This window comes from Bacillus sp. AR13-1 (assembly GCF_008042285.1).
Classification (GTDB): Bacteria; Bacillota; Bacilli; order Bacillales; family Bacillaceae_G; genus Bacillus_A; species Bacillus_A mycoides.
In genome coordinates, this window is record NZ_QNUA01000018.1 from 209,985 (window position 1) to 227,589 (window position 17,605).

Genomic DNA, 17,605 nt, shown 5'->3' on the forward strand with positions numbered 1-17,605 from the left:
GATGCTGTTACATACGCATTTTTGAAGATTCCGTAGCTCAGCAGGGAGAGCGCCACCTTGACAGGGTGGAGGTCGCTGGTTCGAGGCCAGTCGGGATCATATGAGAAACCCCTTGATAGTTACGGGGCTTTCTTTATGTAGCAAATCAATATATTATTTTTATAATAAATTTTTTATATACTGTTCAAGATTTGATCAATAGCTCTCTTTTGGTTAACGATTAATTTTTCATATGAAAATAGACTTATGATTTTAAATCTCTTATTAGATTTGAGTCAATATTTTAGACAAAAAAATTCAATCTAAGCTAACTTTATTTTATGTGATTTACTTCTATTTATAATATCGTTCACCGTGATATAGCAAAGTGCGATTCTAAACTTGTAATATTCAACATGTCTTCAAAAAGCAGTAAATATATCAACTTCTTTCAACTTATATTCATTTCGATTGAAACATTGCGTAAGATTCTGTGAAACTTCCAGTTCATCAATCGCTAATATTATATTTATACCATTTCCCCTACTTCTTTTCCTCAATTTTTGAGAAAGACATAAATTATATCAATCATAGCTCTGCGTTGTTCGCCAGAACTCAATTCTTCACTCTCTTCTTGGGAGCTTTTTAAAGTTTTCTTTAAAAAATAGTCTAATACAATAATTTATATATATAAATTATTGTATTAGACAAAGAACTACATAGATTAACTATGTAGTCTTTTTAAATATGAATAAGCCAATCTTATTTTTTCCCTAACTTGATTGCCTTTTTTATATTACTGAATGCACCTTTACCATATAATAATACGCCACCGCGGTAAACACGACTCGTTAAACCAATCATCATACATATTGTTGCTAATAGAATCGCTAATGCAAGCGCAATCTCCCATACTGGGATATTGAGGAATCCAATTCGTACGAGCATAACAATAGGAGTAAAGAAAGGTATATAGCTAGTAATGGTAACAACCGTGCTGCTTGGATTTGACATTCCATAAAGTGCGATATACAAAGCAGCAATTAACATAAATGTCAGCGGCATAACAGCTTGAGAAGATTCCTCTATACGACTAATAACAGAGCCGAGTAGACAAGATAATGAGCCATATAATAAGAATCCTAATGTGAAGAATAGAATCCCATAAAACACTAGAGTAGGAGCAACAGAATTTAAATCAATACTATTTAAAATATCATTTTTCGATTCATTAATTGCTGTTTTATACCCTACAGTTGCGACCAAGCCCCAAATTATTATTTGTGTAATACCTGCCAATAATGTTGAGAAGAGCTTCGCATATAAATGTTTTGTAGGCGAAATACTTGAAACAACTAACTCCATTACACGAGAAGATTTTTCTGTTGCAACATCTGTAGCTAATTGTGCAGCATACATTAATATCATTACATAATTTAGCATGATAAAGGTATTAATTAAAATTCCTACACCCTCTGTATGTTCTCCATCTTTAACCTTATCTGAAACAGTTTTGGTTTGTATTTCTACTGGCGTTGTTAACACCTTTAATTCATCTTGCGATAGATTCAATTGCTGAGCGAAATTAGAAGATTGTATTTGAGATAAAATAGTTTGAACCTTGCTAACATCTTGCTGATTTACATCTGTCTCAGTTATATACGTAGCCTTTAATTGTTTATTATCCAATTCCTCTACAACGATTGCATATGTATAATCACCATCTTTAACACCTGATTCTGCTTTTTGTTTATCCGTACTATGTTTAACATGTATCTTACTATCGACATTTTTAAACACTTGTTGAATTGTTGTATATAATTCTTCTTTTTCTGTAACAACGACAACTTGCTCTTCCTCGTTACCTACAAAATAGTTATAAATTTTTTCAAAATTCATCATTCCTATAATTAACATAGAAATCATGATTGTAATAACAATATATGATGTAGCTTTTACCTTAGATTTATAGTTTTGTAAAAAAATCGTCCAGAAACTATTCATGCTGTGCACCTACTTTCGCAATAAAGATATCATTTAATGTAGGCTCTTCTACTGCAAACTTTTTAACATAACCTAATTTCGTTATCTCTTTAAATAAAACATGCGAAACTTCTTCATATGAAATTTTAAGGGTAACTGCATTTTTACGTTTCTTCATACTTTCTACACCTTTTATTTCTTTCAAATGTTCAAAGTCATGATCGCCAACGATTACAACGTTCTTTTTACCAAAATCACTTTTAATTTTGGCAATGTCACCCTGAACAACAGGTACTCCTTTGTGCATGATACAAATGTGTTGGCATAACTCTTCCACATGTTCCATACGATGTGAACTAAAAAGAATCGACGACCCTTGTTTTTGCATATCAAGAACAGCGTCTTTTAACATTTCAACATTTACTGGGTCTAAACCACTAAATGGTTCATCTAAAATTAAGAGTTCAGGCTTATGTATAATCGCTGTTATCAGCTGGATTTTTTGCTGATTCCCTTTAGAAAGTTCTCCTACCTTCTTGTTCAGATGCTCAGTTATATTAAAACGCTCCAGCCAATAGTGAAGTTCTTTTTCTGCATCTTTACTTTTCATGTTCTTTAGTTTTGCAAAAAAATTAACTTGTTCTTTGACAGTCATTTTCGCATAAAGACCACGTTCTTCTGGTAAATACCCAATCTTATCCGTAACACCATAATTTATAGGTTTACCATTCCATGAAATGGTTCCGCTTGATTTCGATAAAAGGCCAAGTATCATTCGAAATGTAGTCGTTTTACCTGCTCCATTCCCGCCCAAGAATCCAAAAATTTCACCTTTTGGTATCTCGATATTCAAATTATTCACTGCAACATGCTCGTCAAATTTCTTTGTTAAATCTTTAATTAGTAAACTCATTATCCACACCCTTAATTCCCAAGATGATTTATTTATACAATTGTATATCCATAGTCAACCACAATATTTTGCCCTCTAATGGCATCACTTTTATCAGACATTAAAAATAAGATGACATTTGTAACATCTGAAATTTCAACAAATTTCCTATATGGAATCTTTTTTAATAACTTATTTCCTTCAAAAATCATTCATTACCAACAAATGTTATATTTTTCATTATAAGGTTAGCATAAGATTTAGAATAACCAATATGCAATTTTGCATATTTTAATATTTTCATAAAGTGTTTCTTCGGAAAAATTTTCGTTATGTACTTTAAAATAACTTATAGGCACATTTAAGCTGCTCAATAGATAAATCATTCGCTTCTATCTTTTCAAAAGTTCCTGCTTTCCATCTCATAACGCTCACTACTCTCTATTAAAAATTTGTTTCTTCATTATTATAGTACTTACTTTAACATCGGCCTTACTACTCTACATTCTTCACTATGAGGCTCTTTTACGAGTATGGGCAGCCTTTTATCCTCTTCTTCTAAAATCATTTCAAATACTTCTGTTTTTTCTTCAAATATGCTGGATTCACTATCTTTAGTAGGCTTTTTGCTTGTTTCAATTTTCTTCGTCACTTCGCCAAGTTTTTGCCCAACTTCTTCTGCTTTGGCAGGTTCATTCGTAACGTAGTATTCTTGTTGCTCCCTTACTAACATAGGTGGCACTTGTTCTCGTTTGTTACATATGATATAAGTAATACTAGCTATCAGTAGTAGACATATTGCTATAAAGAAGATAGCCTTTTTTTCATATACTATTCTCCTTATCTATCATTTTATTGGATTATATAATACAATATATAGATAGAAAATGGATTTTATGGTAATTTTTAGTTTTATTTTCAAAAAGAAAAACCTTACAAAAGTAAGGTTCCATTTTTAAATTCTATAGTGACTGATTTATTAAAACGATCATTACGATAATCGCTATAAACATAACAACTAAACAGCCGATCATTTTATAAAATCCTCGTTTCGTTAACGTTCCGCCTTGAACGTCTTTACGAATAAATAAGAATACCGCTAAAAATAATACAAGCCCCATGCCAAAAGCATACATCATTTGCATATGTTAATCTTCCTTTCTCTTTTACATCTTAATATCTTTTCGATAAAACAACAAACGATATAAAAACTGTACTCATCGTAAGTGCCATAAGTATGTTCAATAGTTCAGTAGCAGATAGTGTAATTATTTTTAAGTTTAAGCCGAAAGAGAAAAGAAGATAATATGCGGTTAATGCAAAAAAGCTGAAGAACATTCCTTTATAACGAATAAGTTTCATTCGCTCATCTTTTTCTTTAAATTGCGGGTGTAAGTAACTTAAGCAAAAACACATAATCATCATCGCAAGCAATGTATACGTTGGAGCCGGTGGTGCAGAATGCGTCATTATACCTGTTAATATCATAAATCCACTCATAAATAGAAAAATAATTCCCATAATAACGAAGTACTTTTGTGAATAATTCATCCTTTCTCCCCCTCTTCTTTTCCTTCATAAATAAATACATGTTCTATCGTTGTCTGAAATGCTTTTGCAATTTCAAATGCTAATGGAAGTGATGGATCATATTTTCCCTTTTCAATTGAAATGATGGTTTGTCTGGAAACTCCAAGTTTCTCAGCCAATTTTTCTTGAGATAATCCAAATTTTTTTCGGTATTCAACCATTTTATTTTCCAAGGAAATTTCTCCCTCCTTCCTTATACCGAGTATATATGTAAAGTAAACTTTACGTCAAGTTTCCTTTACATTCATTTCGTCTATTTTTCATTCTATTTATATAGAAGAAACTTTTTCAAATTCAGCACGTCTATTTTGAAATGAAACATGGAACAATGTATATAGCCGTTACTATATCTCCTCTCCGTTTTTATGAAAATTTAATATCTCCATATTTGTTTTATCCTTTTAAAATGTTTCATTCTGCTCTTTATCGGGTGAAATGCGCTATTGTTTTTACGTTGTTTTTCGCCATATTTATAGAAACTAACGATTTATGAAGCATTTTTTATGTATAGCCACTTTTTTTGTAGAAATCCTTCATTTTCCTTTCGATATTTAACACTATCGAGATAAAGTTTATGGTAAATTCATAATTTTTTATTTTTTATACTATATTCCGTTATATTGTTGTATAATATCAATGAAAGCGCTTATTATTCCAATATACATAATTCGAACTAAACTTTATCGAAACATTCTGATAGTTATACTTATATTTAAATGCAACAATTATAGGTATTAATGTAGGTATACCAAATATATCCACCCCGTTTTCCCGTGAAATTACTTTATAACATGAAAGATTAACTTGGGTGATAAGTTATTGTGAATGTTTTTTTACAAAACAGATAAGTAATAGTGTTTGGTATTATGTAAATTATTGTAATAACATAAGAGTAAAGAAAAACATTTACATTGATTATTGGTTCATCAATTATTGAAAAGAGCAAAATGCACCTTTTTGTATGGAAAAAGGATTATATGCATTGGGAGGTTTAAACAAATGACGAGGAAGAATACAACGACAAACCCTTGGGCCAAGTTCCATGGTCCGAACCTTGGTTATGTTATTGAACAGTATGATCTTTACGTAACTGGAGCAGGTTCTGTTGATCCGGAATTACAAGAGCTTTTTGAAATTTTTGGAGCTCCTTCGTTTCAAGATGATGTCGTAACAGGGGACAACACAGCAACACATTTTTCTCCTCAAAACACAGGGAACATTGAAAAGATTCTTAAGGTCGTTCAACTTGTTGAACAGATCCGTTCTTTCGGGCATACATTGGCTCACATTAATCCGATGGAAGATGCTGCAAACGGACAATCTCTTATCGAGAAAACAATGAACGAACTGAGCGATGCTGACTTGAAAGCGATTCCAGCAAAAACAGTATGGCAAGATGCACCAGAGGGTATTCACACTGCACTTGATGTAATTCATAGATTAAAAGACGTTTATACAAAATCTTTAGCTTATGAATTCTCACATATACAAGATAGTGAAGAACGCGCGTGGTTGCATCAAATGGTGGAATCAAATTCATTGCGTCAACCATTATCAAATAAAAAACGAACTGCTCTTTTAAAACGTTTAACTGCTGTTGAAGGTTTCGAGCAATTCTTGCATAAAACATTCGTTGGTCAAAAACGTTTCTCAATAGAGGGCGTTGATATGCTTGTACCTGTACTAGATGAAATTGTTTCAGAAGGTGCTAAAGGCGGCGTTGAAGATGTCATGATTGGTATGGCTCACCGTGGTCGTCTAAGCGTACTCGCTCACGTATTAGAAAAGCCATATAATCACATGTTTGCAGAATTCAAACATGCAAAAATAGAAGGTGCAGTGGCAAATGCTGGCTGGACTGGCGACGTGAAATACCATTTAGGTAGAGAACAAGTCGTTGGTAATGAAGAAGTTAGCACTCGTGTTACATTAGCAAATAATCCGAGTCATCTTGAGTTCGTTAACCCTGTTGTTGAAGGTTTCGCACGCGCAGCTCAAGAGAATCGTAAACAATCTGGTCTTCCAGAACAAGATACTACAAAATCATTCGTAATTTTAGTTCATGGTGATGCTGCATTCCCTGGTCAAGGTGTTGTGTCTGAGACACTCAACTTAAGTAGATTGAATGCGTACCAAACTGGCGGAACTATTCATGTTATCGCAAATAATGCAGTCGGCTTTACGACTGATAGCTATGATTCTCGTTCTACTAAATATTCAAGCGACCTTGCAAAAGGTTTCGATATTCCGATTGTTCACGTAAATGCTGATGATCCGGAAGCTTGTCTTGCTGCTGCAAACCTTGCGATCCAATATCGTACGCTATTCAAAAAGGACTTCTTAATCGATTTAATCGGTTACCGCCGATATGGTCATAACGAAATGGATGATCCAGCAGTTACACAACCACAAGTGTACAAAAAAATTAAAAATCACCCAACTGTAAGAGCAATTTATGCAGATCAATTACAATCTGCTGGCGTTCTGAATGCAGATGAGGTTGAAACAATTACTCAGTTTATACAAGAGGAATTAAAGGCTGAATACGCACAAGTGCCACCAGCTGATACGAGTGCTGCAACAATTCACGTTAAAGTTCCAGAGGTTGTTGCAAAAGGAATCCAGCCGATTGACACTGGTGTTTCAATTGAATCACTTCGTGCAATTAATGAAGGACTATTATCTTGGCCTGAAGGCTTTAACGTATATCCAAAAGTGAAGAAAATTCTTGAGCGCCGTAAAGATGCTCTTGAAGAGAACGGTAAAATTGAATGGGCACTTGCTGAATCGTTAGCATTCGCTTCTATTTTGCAAGAAGGTACGCCAATTCGTTTAACTGGTCAAGATTCACAGCGTGGTACATTCGCGCACCGTCATATCGTATTACACGATACTGATACAAACGAAACATATTCACCATTACACCGTTTACCGAACATTAACGCATCATTCTCTGTTCATAACAGTCCGTTATCAGAAGCTGCTGTTGTTGGTTACGAATATGGTTACAACGTATTTGCTCCAGAAACTCTTGTGATGTGGGAAGCTCAATACGGTGACTTCTCAAATACTGCGCAAGCATTATTTGATCAATATGTTTCAGCAGGAAGAGCAAAATGGGGTCAAAAATCTGGTTTAGTTCTTCTATTACCACACGGTTATGAAGGTCAAGGGCCAGAACACTCTAGTGCACGTCCAGAGCGTTTCTTACAATTAGCTGCTGAGAACAACTGGACAGTTGCAAACTTAACGAGCGCGGCACAATACTTCCATATCTTGCGCCGTCAAGCATCTATCTTAGGAACAGAAGCTGTTCGACCGTTAGTGCTTATGACGCCAAAGAGTTTATTACGTCACCCACTTACGCTTTCAACTGCTAGTCAGTTAAGCGAAGGACGTTTCCAACCTGCTTTAGAACAAGAAAACCTTGGTGCGAAACCAAACAAAGTAAAACGTCTTGTTTTAAGTACAGGTAAAATGGCAATTGACTTAGCAGCAGAAATCGAAAGTGGTAAGCATGAGTACAGCCTAGATGAAGTTCATATGGTTCGTATCGAGCAGTTGTACCCATTCCCTGCTGAAAAAGTTCAATCTATTATTAAACGCTTTAAAAACTTAGAAGAAATCATTTGGGTTCAAGAAGAACCTCGTAATATGGGCGCATGGCATTACATGGCTCCAATTCTGTTCGAACTAGCTGGGGATAAAGTGAAAACAGGTTACATTGGACGCCCAGATCGTTCTAGCCCATCTGGTGGCGATCCATTCGATCACAAAGCTGAGCAAGAATTAATCGTTGCACACGCTTTAGATGTGAAGTACAACTTCCGTCAAGATAAACAAGAAATTGAAGTTTTCAGCAACTGAAAGTAACAATGAGTTTTTCAGGCTTGGCTATGGCAGATAGTCTGCCACAGCCAGGCTAACAAATGGAGATTACCGAAGATTAAAGAAGACAAAACACACCGTTAGGCAAATAAGGGGAGGACATTTAAAATGATCGAAATTAAAGTACCTGAGCTTGCAGAATCTATTTCAGAAGGAACTATTTCACAATGGCTTATCAACGTAGGCGACAAAGTTGAGAAAGGTGGCAGCGTTGTTGAGCTTGAGACTGACAAAGTCAATGTAGAAATCATTGCAGAGGATTCAGGTATTGTATCGAAGTTACTAGGCGAACCTGGAGATACAGTTGAAGTTGGTGCTACTATCGCAATTTTAGATGCAAACGGCGCAGCAGTTGAAGTAAGCACACCAGCACCACCTGCTGAGCAACCAAAACAAGAAACTACTGAAGCACCGAAAGCAGCAGCTCCAAGTGCTGAACAAAATAAAGCGTTGCAAGGTTTACCAAATACAAATCGTCCTATCGCATCACCAGCTGCTCGCAAAATGGCTCGTGAATTAGGAATCGATTTAAACGAAGTACGTAGCACAGATCCACTTGGACGTGTGAGACCACATGATGTACAAGCTCACGCTGCAGCGCCAAAAGAAGCACCAGCTGCTCCAAAACAAAGTCCGGCTCCAGTTGCAAAAACTGAATTTGAAAAACCAGTTGAGCGTGTGAAAATGTCCCGCCGCCGTCAAACAATTGCAAAACGTCTTGTAGAAGTTCAACAAACATCTGCAATGCTAACTACATTTAACGAAGTTGATATGAGTGCAATCATGGAATTACGTAAAGAACGCAAAGATGCTTTCGAGAAAAAACATGATGTACGTCTTGGCTTTATGTCATTCTTCACAAAAGCAGTTGTTGCAGCATTAAAACAGTTCCCATTATTAAATGCTGAAATTCAAGGTGATGAGCTTATCATTAAAAAATTCTATGATATCGGTATTGCAGTAGCAGCTCCAGATGGATTAGTTGTTCCAGTTGTACGCGATGCTAACCAATTGAACTTCGCTGAAATTGAAAGCGAGATTCGTAATTTAGGTCTGAAAGCACGCGATAATAAACTTTCATTAAAAGAGCTACAAGGTGGTACATTTACGATTACAAATGGTGGCGTGTTCGGTTCTCTAATGTCAACACCAATCCTAAATAGCCCACAAGTAGGTATTCTAGGGATGCATAAAATCCAAGTACGTCCAGTTGCAATTGATGCAGAGCGTATGGAAAACCGTCCAATGATGTACCTTGCACTATCTTACGATCACCGTATTGTTGATGGTAAAGAAGCAGTTAGCTTCCTTGTTGCTGTTAAAGATATGCTTGAAGATCCAAAATCATTATTATTAGAAGGTTGATAGATTATTAATCTATTAAAGGCTGTAGAATGAATCATTCTACAGCCTTTTTTCATTATGTTCATACGGGACAAATCACACTACATAGACTAATAATGTATGCCTAAAACGTAAGGGGGATAAACATGAATAACCTTCCAGTTCATGCAAAACTTAAAGCAAATAAGGATACTTTCTTCCTCCCCGATTCAAACGGGGGTGTTTACTTTCGAAATAACTCCAGTTCATTCCGTATGGATGGTGATGGAATTTATGACTGGATTGAGAAATTAATGCCTATGTTTAACGGTAATCATTCTTTGACAGAGATAACCGATGGTCTCCCTCTCCCCTATCAAAATCGTGTATTTGAAATTGGAGAGATTTTATATGAAAATGGTTTCATTCGTGATGTAAGCCAAGATGCTCCCCACGAATTAAACAGTGTATTACTCGACAGATACGCTTCGCAAATTGAGTTTTTAGAAGCTGATTCCCATTCAGGCGCTTTAAAATTCGAAACGTACCGCGCAGCAAATGTGCTTATAATTGGTTCTGGCGATATGCTTACTTCCCTAGTTTCTTCTTTATTAGAATCTGGTTTACCTACATTCCATTATCTTGTTACAGATCGTGCTGAAACAAACTACGATCGAATTCATGAACTAAGCGAACGTGCATATGCAAATGATGACAATATACTTATTCAAGAAATAGATATTACAATTGATCGCCCTTTACATGAAGTATTCGAGCCTTTCGACTGGATTTTATACGTTTCCCAAAATGGAGATATTGAAAGTTTAAGAGCAATCCATACTATTTGTAGAGAGTTTAAGAAAAATTTCATACCAGCTATTTGCTTATCAAGAATTGGTTTAGCTGGACCCGTCGTAACCGCAGACCGTGAAGAATGCTGGGAATCAGCTTGGCATCGTCTACACGAAACTACTTTACAAAGTGAAAATCCACATGAACTTTTCTCACCAATTGCATCTGCAATGTTAGCAAATGTTATCGTTTTTGAGTTATTTAAACATGTCGCTGAAGGTTCACATAGGCAGCATAATCCTCAATTCTTTTTATTAAACTTGGAAACACTTGAAGGAAAGTGGCACCCTTTCATAAAACATCTTCTCGCAACCGATGAAATCTTTACAATTGATACGGTGCAAAATCTTCAAGAAAACCTTGCCCAACGTTCCGGACAATATACTTCAACTGAACTTTTTCGTTTTTTTGATACGTTAACTTCTAAAGAAGCTGGTATATTCCACATGTGGGATGAACAAGATTTACACCAATTGCCTTTATCACAGTGCAATATTCAAGTTGCAAATCCATTATCAGACGGACCTACCTCTCCCCTTCCTACTATAACTTGCGGTGGATTAACTCATAATGAAGCACGCCGCGAAGCTGGTTTAACAGGAGTTGAAACATATGTAGCTGAAATGATTCATCGTCTTATCCCCGAACATACTGATATCGGTATTGGTGCTGGGGAAACGATGACAGAAGGTGTATACCGAGCACTCCAAAAACATTTAAATAATAAGTTATATGAACGCCAATCACATATGCTAGAAGAGATTACAGAGCTTGATTTAACCGAAATTCATGATAAACATTGTAGGTTTTACTACGATGCTCTCTCTACAATTCATGAAATACCTAAAGTAGGAATGAGTGAGGAGTTACTTGGTTTTCCTGTCGTTTGGATCGGTATTAATGATAGATGGTATGGTGCGGCAAATATTAATATAACACTCGCATTAAGAAATGCTCTGCAACAGGCACTCCTTCATATTCAAAATGAAGAGATTCCTTATAAAGCTAATATGTTACCGGAATCATCCATTGTTTTATATAGTACGGATTCTGTTAGAGTAGCAATACAAGAAGAGGAAGAAATTCCAGGCGTACAGTCTTTACAAGTTGCTTTGCAAAATTTAGCGGAAAACAACTTGTATCCATTCGTTTTTGATTTAGCTATTGAGTCATTTTTAAGAGACAGCTTAGACGGTATATATGGAGTATTAATTGCAAAGGAGGATGACCAATGACTCAAAACATACTACTTATAGGAGATGGCCTACTCACAGACTATGTACATGAGCAATTGTGTAAGCAATATTCACTCATCCGCCAGCATACAATTACAGAAGCTCTTCCTGAAAACATTCATCTTGCTCTCGTTTTACATGACGGGTCTCCTTCTTCCGTACATCACGATGCTGAGCTTATCTTTCGCTCAAATAATATTCCGTGGCTTCGCGCGTTTACTTCGTTTGGTGAAGGTATTATCGGTCCTTACGTGAAGCCTCTTACAACTGGATGTTCCCACTGCGCTGATGGACGCCGGTTTATAGCTGGCTTTGATCAAAGAGAAATGTGGGAACTACAACGAAAATATGCATTAAAAGCAGAGAACGTGACGAGGCGTGATGTACGCGCCACCCAAAATGGAATGCTACAAATGTGCCAGCTCATTCATGCTGAAACAGAGAAAATATTAGCTCATGGATATTCTTCTTTAGAAAACGAACTCATTTTACTGGACTTACAAACGTTACAATGTACCCGGAATTCGTTTCTTCCAGACCCTCTCTGTCCGGTATGCAGCAATTTGCCTGACGATACAGCAGATGCAGCGCAAATTTCTTTACAACCAAGTTTGAAAACGAGTACTGAAACGTATCGCTGTCGTTCCATTCATGAGCTAAACACATTTTTAACGAGAGACTATTTAGATTACCGGACTGGTATTTTAAACGGCCAAATGCAACATTCTTTATTACCGTTTGCTGATGTCATTATAAACATGCCGTTACTGTTTGGAAATGAAGGTGTCGCGGGCCGGACTCATTCATTTTCACTTAGTGAAGCAACCGCTATTTTAGAAGGTTTAGAACGCTATTGCGGTATGTCGCCTCGTGGAAAAAAAACAAATGTACATGGCAGTTTTCGTGAGCTAGAAGATATTGCACTGAATCCCCTCACACTTGGTGTGCATACAAATGAACATTACAATCGTGATAGTTTTCCATTTAAGCCGTTTGACCCTGATTATGAGCAAAACTGGGTATGGGGATATTCTTTATTACAAAACCGACCACTTCTAGTTCCAGAATCAATCGCTTATTATAGCCTTGGTCATAGAGATGCTTTCGTGTATGAAACATCAAATGGATGTGCAATTGGTGGTAGTTTAGAAGAAGCAATTTTTCACGGCATTTTAGAAATTGTAGAGCGTGACGCCTTTTTGCTCACTTGGTATGCCGAATTACCTCTTCCCCGTCTCGATCTTAGTTCAGCCAATGATACTGAATTGCAACTAATGTTGGAACGCTTACGCACAATTACTGGATATGAATTATACGTTTTCAACGCGACGATGGAACATGGTATTCCGAGCATATGGGTCATTGCGAAAAATACAAGGCAAGATGGTATGAATCTCGTCTGTGCTGGCGGCGCACATATGGAACCAATTCGAGCTGTAAAAAATGCAATTCATGAAATAGCGGGCATGTTACTTATAACAGATGAAGAGCTTGAACAAAAAAGAGAGAAATATGAAAACTGTTTACAAGATCCATATCTTGTTTCGCAAATGGAAGATCATAGTATGTTGTACGGATTGAAAGAAGCGGAAGAACGTCTTCACTTCCTTTTACGTGATGATGCTCCAGTGCAAACGTTCCAAGAAATGAATGCATTACAATCATTTGATATGGATTTAACATCTGATCTTCATCAACTTTTAAACAGGTTACATCAATCTGGACTTGAAGTAATTGTTGTAAATCAAACGGTCCCCCTTATAGAAAAGAACGGCTTACATTGTGTAAAAGTAATTATTCCAGGCATGTTACCGATGACGTTCGGTCACCATCTCACTCGGGTTACAGGACTGGATAGAGTGTATACCGTACCGATGACACTTGGATATTGGGCTGAGCCTTTAACGAATGAAAGTTTAAATCCACATCCGCATCCGTTTCCATAATTCATAGTGAGGGGGAAATTTGATGCAACCTGATACTTTTTTACATCATCTCCATTTTTCTATTAATGAAATTATGTCGTCCGATAAAGAGATTGACTGGGAAGACGCACCACTTCCTTATAAATTATATCGAAATTTACCAGTAATCCCTCTCTCTTTAGAAATCCCATTAACTTTGCGGAATTCTTCTACTAAACCTAACTTAGAGGAAATCGGTCATTATCTTTGGTACTCATTTGGTTTAACACAATTATGTCAGCCTACTACTAACCTAGAAAATAATAAAACAACGACTCTATTTCGAAGATTCATCCCTTCTGGGGGTGCTTTATATCCGAATGAATTATATATGTATTTAAAAATTGATCATTATCCAGACGGCATTTACCATTACGACGCCGCGCACCACCGTCTTATCTTACTTCGTGAAGGAAATTTTGATTCTTATCTTACAGAAGCACTTGGCAATCGTTGTAACATACATTCTTGTTTTGGTGCTGCATTTGTATCCACTATGTTTTGGAAAAACTTCTTTAAATACAATAACTTTTCGTATCGTCTGCAAGGATTAGATAGTGGTGTTCTAATCGGTCAATTACTTGAATGCGCAAAACAATTTGGTTATACAAATGGTGTATATTTTCAGTTTCTAGATCGGGCAATGAATCATTTACTTGGACTGCCAGAAGGTGAAGAAAGTGTGTATGCTGTTATTCCTTTAAGTACAGAACCGAATACAGATTGGTTTCATGATGATCATCACGAAAATAAAACTATTACTTCTCATGACTTGTTGCAGCAAATCCCGCCGTTAACACATGAGCATTTCGTTCGCTCAAAATATGTAGATGAATATCCGATGATAAAAAAAATAAACGCAGCTTCTATGATTGAATCAACAGAACACTTCCAAACATTTACCCGTGAAGAACGACAACAATATAGTGCACACGCTATTCAGCTACCTAAAGTGGAACGTTTATCATATGATTTTTTACAACTTTGTAAAAAACGATATTCACCTGATTCTGACTTCATTTTAACGAAATGGGATGCAGCCGAGCTCGCTACTCTACTACAAGCAGCGAGCCTCTCCTTCCCTTATTACAACGACCTTGATGGCAAATATTTAAATGAAAACGCACGAGTCTCACTATATGGATGTTTTTATAACGTAAAAGACATAGAAAACGGCGCTTACGCTTATAACAGTAGGACACATTCCATACAACCAATTCGGTACGGAGACCTTCGTTATTCTCTGCAATCCAGTATGACGATGGATAACGTAAACCTTTTTCAAGTACCACTTTGTCTACATGTAATCGGAAATAAAGATTACTATAAAAATAAATTAGGTTATAGAGGATATCGAATTCATCAAATGGAAGCTGGCATGCTCGTTCATAAACTCGTTTTAGCTGCGACCGCTATGGGGATGGGCGGGCATCCGTTACTAAGTTTTGATACAAATTCATGCGATCAATTGTACGGGATTGATGCCGGAAATGAAACTTCACTCATTCAAATTCCGGTTGGAGCGTATCGAGCGCGAAATTGGCTAAAAGGGTCCTTGCATAATTAAAAGAATTAAATTATAAAAAACAAATAAATGCACCTATATAAAAAGAGAGTTTATATTCAGTATTTTACAGCTGTTAATTAAACAAGCGAAAAACCCTCTTGGGATAATTGGTTTTTCCATGCTTTGCATTATGGATTCTGCACATACTAGATTAATAAATTGGGCATTACAAATATATATATGTGTGTGAAGATATAGTTGTTTTAAATATTAGTTGTAAAGACAGGAGAACAATCTTGAACTGTACCCCAATTGTTAGACACGTTCTAACAATTGGAGGTGTAGTTTTTTTATGAATAAATTTACTTCAGAAGACAAAATGAATGGAGTAATACATTATCAAGATGGAAGTGAGAGTATACAAGATATTGCGAAATCATTGAGGACGAATCACGGAGTGGTTCTCATGTGGATAAAACAATTTGAATATCATGGAATCCAGGCATTTGAAAAAAAGCTATACAACATATTCCACACAATATAAACTAGACGTATTAAATTATATGTTCGAAAATGGGACGTCTCCAAACGAAACAGCATTTATTTTTAATATTTCTTCACCTGGACTTATTAGAAAATGGCGCATTCAACTACATTAAAAAGAAGTAGACGCCCTTAAATCGAAGAATCAGTAGAAGTATTACAAGCTGAATTGAAGCGTTTACGTATGGAGAATTCTTATCTAAAAAAGTTTAATGCCTTAGTTCAAAACAAGTAAAAATCACGAAACAAGATAAGGCACAAGTAATCTATGAACTAAGGAAAGCATTTGCGATGAAGACACTTTTAAAATTAGCAGAACTCCCACGAAGTACGTATTATTACTGGATACAGAATTCTAATTGTCCATATAAAGAGCTAAAAATCTTAATTCAAAACATTTACGATGAACACCAAGGTCGTTATAGATATCGCTGTATTCGCGATGAATTAATGAACCAAGGACACAAAATCAATCATAAAAAAGTGTAACTAATTATGAAGGAGTTAGATTTGAAGAGCCTAATTCATATGAAGAAATATCGCTCTTATAAAGGAAAAATAGATAAGATTACGCCAAATATTTTAGAACGTAACTTTAAGGCTGAAAAGCCGAACGAAAAATGGATTACAGATATAACAGAATTTAAATTATTCGGCGAGAAGCTCTACTTATCACCGATGTTAGATTTATTTAATGGAGAGATAATCTCTTATACAATTGATTCAAGACCAACCTATTCACTTATATCGAAGATATTAGGAAAGTCTTTTCAACAATTGACAGAAGAAGACGAACTCCTTATTCACTGTGATCAAGGCTGGCATTATCAAATGAAAAAGTATCGTCACGCCCTAAAAGAACGCAAAATTCCTCAAAGTATGTCTCATAAAGGGAGCTGTTACGATAATACAGTTATTGAAAGTTTCTTTGGATTATGAAATCTGAATTTCTTTATCTAAAAGAGTTTGAAAGAATAGAACACTTTAAACCAGAGTTTGAAAAATATATCGATTATTATAATCACAAACGAATTAAGGAAAATTTAAAAGGCATGAATCTGGTACAATACCTAACTCATGCCCTAAGGGCTTCCTGATGAAACGACCTGTCTAACTTTAAGGGTCAGTTCATCCATATACTTCTGTTTTTAAGCGTATTCGTATTTTAGATTCAACTCCCAGATCCCTTTTCATCCGTTTATATTGATGCAGGAGGGGACAGCCAGATAGCAAAGATAAAGATTCAGCTTGAGTATGATCTATTAAGTGGAAAGTTCCTTCATATCCATACAGGTCCAGGTAAACAACATGATCAACCCTACTGTTCTTTGTATGCTTCAACTGTAACAGCAAATGAGTTATGTATCCGACATTTAGATTATCTTCATTTGAAAGCTCTTCAACATATACAAGATAAAAAGATTTATTATATCTCACGTATCAAGTTGAACACACCCATTCACCCGAAAATTTCTAACCTGATTTTTTTCAAGATAGCATAATAAAGGAAGGTATAGAGTATATATAGATATGGATGTTTTAATGAACTCTCTTCAGCTTGGGCAAACATGTGAAATATCTAATGCTTATGTAGGAATGACTGATAAGCTCCCAACCCATGTGATTGTTCATCGACTAACAAAAGAACAACAAACAATTACAAGATTAAACTACAAGAGAAAAAGAAAGGTACGAAGTGTTCTTCTCGTAATAAATGAATTAGCAACATCGATATATACATATATATATTAAAATTAAGATTTTTATTTAAACCGTGGAAATCATTCTTTCGTATTCACCATTGTAAAAAGATACAACTGGAACGATTGGAATGTCTTTTGTATGGGTA

At 35.7% G+C, this 17,605-nt stretch carries 12 protein-coding genes, 1 tRNA gene and 3 pseudogenes; 9 read left to right on the top strand and 7 right to left on the bottom strand.

Going from position 1 to position 17,605, the window contains the following annotated elements:
- The first annotated feature begins 26 nt into the window (after nucleotides 1–26).
- A tRNA-Val gene (locus DN408_RS15675) sits at nucleotides 27–99 on the top strand.
- 642 nt (nucleotides 100–741) lie between these two features.
- On the opposite strand, the gene DN408_RS15680 is transcribed toward DN408_RS15675, so the two are convergent.
- The 7 genes from DN408_RS15680 to DN408_RS15710 all read right to left on the bottom strand — a co-directional run bounded on the left by DN408_RS15680 (nucleotide 742) and on the right by DN408_RS15710 (nucleotide 4,617).
- Nucleotides 742–1,983, bottom strand: coding sequence for an ABC transporter permease (locus tag DN408_RS15680; RefSeq protein WP_078179202.1), 1,242 nt, complete (start codon nucleotides 1,981–1,983; stop codon nucleotides 742–744).
- The gene (locus DN408_RS15685) at nucleotides 1,976–2,875 is read right to left on the bottom strand and encodes an ABC transporter ATP-binding protein (RefSeq protein ID WP_078179203.1); all 900 of its coding nucleotides are present in this window, start codon (nucleotides 2,873–2,875) and stop codon (nucleotides 1,976–1,978) included. Before DN408_RS15685 ends, DN408_RS15680 begins: the two co-directional genes overlap by 8 nt.
- A gap of 32 nt (nucleotides 2,876–2,907) precedes the next feature.
- Complete coding sequence (locus DN408_RS15690; RefSeq protein ID WP_078179204.1) at nucleotides 2,908–3,066, bottom strand: SDR family oxidoreductase; 159 nt, start codon at nucleotides 3,064–3,066, stop codon at nucleotides 2,908–2,910.
- Nucleotides 3,067–3,329: 263 nt separating this feature from the next.
- Complete coding sequence (locus DN408_RS15695) at nucleotides 3,330–3,689, bottom strand: hypothetical protein (RefSeq protein ID WP_078179205.1); 360 nt, start codon at nucleotides 3,687–3,689, stop codon at nucleotides 3,330–3,332.
- A gap of 127 nt (nucleotides 3,690–3,816) precedes the next feature.
- Nucleotides 3,817–3,999 (bottom strand): DUF3976 domain-containing protein, encoded by a 183-nt coding sequence (locus DN408_RS15700; RefSeq protein WP_002086895.1) that lies wholly within the window; start codon nucleotides 3,997–3,999, stop codon nucleotides 3,817–3,819.
- A gap of 28 nt (nucleotides 4,000–4,027) precedes the next feature.
- Nucleotides 4,028–4,405 (bottom strand): hypothetical protein, encoded by a 378-nt coding sequence (locus DN408_RS15705; RefSeq protein WP_002140897.1) that lies wholly within the window; start codon nucleotides 4,403–4,405, stop codon nucleotides 4,028–4,030.
- Entirely contained in the window at nucleotides 4,402–4,617 is a 216-nt protein-coding gene (locus DN408_RS15710) for a helix-turn-helix transcriptional regulator (protein ID WP_002140896.1), read from the bottom strand. Before DN408_RS15710 ends, DN408_RS15705 begins: the two co-directional genes overlap by 4 nt.
- Nucleotides 4,618–5,443: 826 nt before the next feature.
- Between DN408_RS15710 and odhA the strand changes: the two genes are divergently transcribed.
- The 8 genes and pseudogenes from odhA to DN408_RS15750 all read left to right on the top strand — a co-directional run.
- Nucleotides 5,444–8,311, top strand: coding sequence for a 2-oxoglutarate dehydrogenase E1 component (gene odhA, locus DN408_RS15715; RefSeq protein ID WP_147740239.1), 2,868 nt, complete (start codon nucleotides 5,444–5,446; stop codon nucleotides 8,309–8,311).
- A 129-nt stretch (nucleotides 8,312–8,440) separates the two neighbouring features.
- Nucleotides 8,441–9,697, top strand: a complete 1,257-nt coding sequence (gene odhB / locus DN408_RS15720) for a 2-oxoglutarate dehydrogenase complex dihydrolipoyllysine-residue succinyltransferase (protein WP_061675887.1) — start codon at nucleotides 8,441–8,443, stop codon at nucleotides 9,695–9,697.
- A gap of 125 nt (nucleotides 9,698–9,822) precedes the next feature.
- A complete protein-coding gene (locus DN408_RS15725) occupies nucleotides 9,823–11,742 on the top strand; it encodes a putative thiazole-containing bacteriocin maturation protein (RefSeq protein ID WP_078179013.1) in 1,920 nt (639 codons plus the stop codon).
- Nucleotides 11,739–13,688, top strand: coding sequence for a TOMM precursor leader peptide-binding protein (locus DN408_RS15730; RefSeq protein ID WP_078179014.1), 1,950 nt, complete (start codon nucleotides 11,739–11,741; stop codon nucleotides 13,686–13,688). Before DN408_RS15725 ends, DN408_RS15730 begins: the two co-directional genes overlap by 4 nt.
- A gap of 22 nt (nucleotides 13,689–13,710) precedes the next feature.
- Nucleotides 13,711–15,273: a SagB family peptide dehydrogenase gene (locus DN408_RS15735; protein WP_147740240.1), complete on the top strand. Its 1,563-nt coding sequence runs from the start codon at nucleotides 13,711–13,713 to the stop codon at nucleotides 15,271–15,273.
- Nucleotides 15,274–15,325: 52 nt separating this feature from the next.
- Nucleotides 15,326–15,509: pseudogene (locus DN408_RS32010) on the top strand (SAM-dependent methyltransferase); the annotation flags it as partial.
- A 56-nt stretch (nucleotides 15,510–15,565) separates the two neighbouring features.
- Nucleotides 15,566–16,853 (top strand): annotated as a pseudogene (locus DN408_RS15745) (IS3 family transposase).
- A gap of 35 nt (nucleotides 16,854–16,888) precedes the next feature.
- Nucleotides 16,889–17,603: pseudogene (locus tag DN408_RS15750) on the top strand (transposase); the annotation flags it as partial.
- Nucleotides 17,604–17,605 lie beyond the last annotated feature (2 nt).